The 4,289-nt window shown below is 34.5% G+C and carries 5 protein-coding genes; all 5 read right to left on the minus strand.

What is annotated here, in order from left to right:
* A partial coding sequence (locus tag HNS38_RS19730; protein WP_172346968.1) for a hypothetical protein occupies positions 1-1,210 on the minus strand: 1,210 nt, incomplete at its 3' end.
* Between the two features lie 46 nt (positions 1,211-1,256).
* Positions 1,257-2,057: a 4-(cytidine 5'-diphospho)-2-C-methyl-D-erythritol kinase gene (gene ispE, locus HNS38_RS19735; protein ID WP_172283795.1), complete on the minus strand. Its 801-nt coding sequence runs from the start codon at positions 2,055-2,057 to the stop codon at positions 1,257-1,259.
* On the minus strand, positions 2,054-2,407 hold the full coding sequence (locus HNS38_RS19740) for a hypothetical protein (RefSeq protein WP_172283797.1): 354 nt from the start codon (positions 2,405-2,407) through the stop codon (positions 2,054-2,056). Before HNS38_RS19740 ends, ispE begins: the two co-directional genes overlap by 4 nt.
* Before the next feature lie 163 nt (positions 2,408-2,570).
* Complete coding sequence (locus tag HNS38_RS19745) at positions 2,571-3,260, minus strand: queuosine precursor transporter (protein WP_172283799.1); 690 nt, start codon at positions 3,258-3,260, stop codon at positions 2,571-2,573.
* A 24-nt stretch (positions 3,261-3,284) separates the two neighbouring features.
* Positions 3,285-4,079: a hypothetical protein gene (locus HNS38_RS19750; RefSeq protein WP_172346969.1), complete on the minus strand. Its 795-nt coding sequence runs from the start codon at positions 4,077-4,079 to the stop codon at positions 3,285-3,287.
* Positions 4,080-4,289: the final 210 nt, after the last annotated feature.

The raw sequence follows: 4,289 nt of genomic DNA on the forward strand, positions 1-4,289 counted from the left end.
AAGCTTCTTGAGCACTATTAAAAGGTCCTATAACAATTTTAAAAAAGCTATTCCCGTTGGCATCCATATCTGGAATCCAGTAGTAATGCGCATCTAGGTTTTGGGCTTTCAATGTGGCCACTTTCTTTTGTGCTAAAACCTCTTGTTTAACTGCATAGCATCCCACAAAAACAGCAGGTCTGTTGATGTCTGAAGCATATAGTCTGTCTGCTGTAGGTTTGGTTTGGGCTTTTTTCTGCACAGGCATTACCTCTTCTTTTTTCTGGGGCTTGACCTTAGGTTCTTGCTTTTTAACACCTGACTTATTCAGTTCTTCTTTAGGCTTTGTTGATTCTTTATGTGATTTGGGTTCCTCTGTCTTTTTTGTTGTTTCTTTATTGGAAACAATAGTGGTTTTAGATTCACCAGTATTCACCGGTTTGGTATCTACAACAACTTTTTGCACATGAATAGGCTCTTTTTGAGCTGTTGATTGATGAAAGTAAGAGAAATAAATAAATATGGCTAATGCAACAAGTATTACAGCTGCAGCTCCAAAATACCAAAACACAGGTGTTTTTTTTATTCGTGCCTCTTCTTCTTTGGCCTCCTCTTCTTGTAAACTTTTACTAATCTCTTCAAAATTACTCTTTTTCGCCTTTAAGTCCTCCAAGCGTTGTTGCTCATCAGATGTAAAAACCACAGGTGGAGTTTGTTTTGGAAGCTCCTCCAATTTGAGTTTTTTAACCGCTGTTTCTTTTTCTAGCTTTTTTATGATCGGGGGATTAATTTCCTTTTCTTCAATTTTCTCCTTGTTTTTAGGAATATCTCTTTTCTCAATCGGCTTAAGCGCTTTCTTCTCTGTGATGTGTTTAGGTTTAACACCCTCTTCTTTAATTTCCTCTTTTAACTTGGCTTTGCTCACCGGAACAACAACCTGTTTTTTAATTGGTTGAGTCTCCACCTTTTTCTCAATAGCTTCTTTCTTTTCCTTCTCTTCTTGTAAAACCTCTTTAGCTTCCTCTTTACGTTTATTGATGCGCGCCATAGCTTCTTCTAGAATTTTCTTGGAATCCTTTACCGATTTTTTATTGGCATATTTTGCCTTTTGGGTGATATAAAACTGCTTTTCTTTTCCTTTATACCTATCCAAATAAAAATCAATTTGATCTAGTTTTTCGGGTGCGTGTTCTTTGTAAAGGGCCGATAATAATTCTTTATAGTTTTCCATAATTGAAGAAAATGGTTTTAGAGAAATTCAAAGATATTCATTTTTTTTATTGTAATAAACCTATCCAAGAAAAATAAGAGGAATCAAATTGGAGATGAGGTTTGGATTCAAATAAAGCAAAAACTGCTGATCCACTACCACTTAATGAGGCATAGAAAGCACCAGAATCCATGAGTAGATTTTTAATGATGGTGACTTCAGGAAGTTCTTGATGAAAGGAAGATTCAAAATCATTAAGCATAAAATATTGATATTCTTCTTTTCTTATAGATTGAATATCCTCCAGTTTTTTATTGCTTTTGTTGACCAGTTGAAAAGCTCTAGCTGTTTCCATGGCAACTGGAGCTTTAATAATAGCAATATAGGTTCCTGCTAAGCTAAAATCAATAGGCTCTATTATTTCTCCTCTTCCAGTGACATGAGCCGCTTTCCCCTCAATAAAGAAAGGACAATCGCTCCCTAATTCTCCGGCATACCTCAACATTTCTCTCTTTGAAATATTCAGTTGAAAATAATTATTTAATAATTTTAACATGCCACTAGCGTTTCCAGAACCACCACCTAAACCAGCTTGAACAGGAATTTGTTTGTGCAAATGTATTTTCAAAGGAGGAATTTCAAAATTTTTCCGCAATAAATTTAAGGCCTTGTGAACCAGGTTTTCTTCCATGGATGTGGAAGTGAGAACGCCAGTTTGAACAAGTTCATCCTGATCATGAGTTTTGATTTCAATAATATCGTAGAGTGGTACTCGATAGAAGTAACTGTCCAAATTATGAAATCCGTCGGCTCTTTTGTTTAGAATTCTTAGTCCAATATTTATTTTAGCTGGGGTATATGCTATCATTCTTCAGTAACGGATTTATGATAATACTCAGAACGTTTCCTTTTCTGGCTTTCAGTTTTTTTCTTTTGGTGATGGTAATTAATTCCAACATCTTTAAAAGCGGAATACTTTTCGAAATCATATTTTAGGCTATGCAATAACTTTATATTTTGCCACCACTCCATATTCAGAGGTTTATAGCTAATAATTTTAACCATCAAAAAGGAGAATAACATGATAAATAAAGAAACTAATACATAAATCATTTCTTTAAAATCACCCGGGCCATAGATATGACGAGGAAGCTGAGGTTCTATCATCAATCCCCAAACCAAAAAATACATCGCAGGAAATAAGAAAACAACTAACATAAAGGAAAAGATCTGATGCCCTGCTTTCTTCCACTTTCTAATTCTTTTCTCCTTTTTCTTGTTATACCTTTTTCGAATTTTATATCTCGTTCTTACTCTTATTGTATTAGGTTCGCCCATGTTCCAAAAATACAATATTTTCTAATTTATAAAATCAATCTAGTTAATAATCGAGATACTCAGCATTATCCTTGATTTTAAACTGATTTCGGAAAAGCCATACCACAAAATACACAATGGGAGTATCGGCCATAGCTACTAATACCTTAAACATAAATCCATTGATTAAAAGAGAAGAAAATCGTTCCCACGCAATCACATCTAAAGAACAAAGGATAAGTAAAATAACCAAAGTATCAACCAGTTGGCTGGTAAAGGTGGACGCATTATTTCTTAACCAAAGGTGTTTGCCATTTGTGAGTTTTTTCCAGAAATGAAACATTTGAACATCAACCAGCTGTGCAACAAGGTAGGCTGCCATGGAGGCTCCAACAGCTACATAGGTAAAACCAAAAACCTGAGAGAAGGTTTGATCGTTAATGGGAGACCAGTCAGTAGCAGGTGCTAGATTTGCAATAACAATGATGCCTAAAGTGAAAACACTTGCAATAAAACCCAAAAAAACCATTTGATTGGCACGTCTGCGCCCATATATTTCAGAAACTACATCAGTCACAATAAATGTTATGGGGTAAGGAAGTATTCCAACAGATAGTTCAAAGGTGTATATACCAAATGGCGACCATTGAAAAAACTTCTGAAATATGAGATTACTAACAACTAAAGCAGATAGAAATATGGCTGCAAGAATGAGATAGGCTTTTTCTGCTCTATATTTTAAAATTAAATCCATAGAACAAAATAAACGAAAAATGGCTTAATTGGGGTGGTTTAACAAAAAGATTTCATATCGATGCTGAATAAGCATGGCTATTTCGTAGTCGCTAGATTCTAGCACAAAATTAAAACTTGGTTCACAGTAGACTAGGAAATCTTCCAAATATTTACCCTCCTTTAAACCTGTTAACTTCATCACCAACTCTCTATTATATTTTTGTTTCACGATATTGGCCCTATTATCAGATTGAGTTAAACTTTGCAATTTTTTCTCAGACTTGGCTCGTTTACTAAAGGAATTATACAAAAGAGAAATGGGTGAAGTAAAACTGACTGTAAGCACATCCTGACTATTAAAATGGTCTGGAGAAATAGCATAGGGTTTTAGTGATTCCAACATCATAAGATTGGCAGCAATACTATTTGTATCCTCCAGCTGTAGATCAGCAAAGGCTTTTTTAAACAGCATGACTGTTGGATAAGGGTTTAGAACAAACTCCTTCAGTTCATACACCTTAGAACTTAAAAAAAGCTCCACCGTATCTTGATGGTGTGAATTGCTATATAAATAGAATTGATCCTCATAGGCAATGGCACTAATTCTGACCAAAGTGGAGTCCTGTAGAAATAGTTTAGCTTCTCCATTATCATTGGCCATAAACTTGATATTATGGGTTCTATCATAAATTAGTGCATAGGAGATAGCAAGTTGATCTATTTCACTTTTAATACGAAAATGTACCACAGATTGCGAACTCCCATTTAATGCCAAAAGGCTAATGATGGTAAGTAAAAAAGCCGGGAAATACCTTAAAGAAATCGATTTCCAATTCATGGGTACAAAGATATAAGCTACAAGAATGACTAATCATTAAAAAAAGGCAAGGAATGGTAAATTTTGTTAATGTGCAGAGCTATATTAAAGGCATTAAAAGTAGATTTATTGATAACTTTTGTTTGCGCCATTATCTAAATAGACTACAAAAAAAACCTATTAACCTGAGTTCGATTATAAAAACAGAGCTAATTGATCGTCTTTCTCCAA

Source organism: Lentimicrobium sp. L6, assembly GCF_013166655.1.
Lineage (GTDB): Bacteria > Bacteroidota > Bacteroidia > Bacteroidales > UBA12170 > UBA12170.

Coding starts and splice junctions, on each gene's coding strand:
- ispE (WP_172283795.1), bottom strand. CDS start 2,057: ATGATAGCATATACCCCAGCTAAAATAAATATTGGACTAAGAATTCTA.
- HNS38_RS19740 (WP_172283797.1), bottom strand. CDS start 2,407: ATGTTAGTTGTTTTCTTATTTCCTGCGATGTATTTTTTGGTTTGGGGA.
- HNS38_RS19745 (WP_172283799.1), bottom strand. CDS start 3,260: ATGGATTTAATTTTAAAATATAGAGCAGAAAAAGCCTATCTCATTCTT.
- HNS38_RS19750 (WP_172346969.1), bottom strand. CDS start 4,079: ATGAATTGGAAATCGATTTCTTTAAGGTATTTCCCGGCTTTTTTACTT.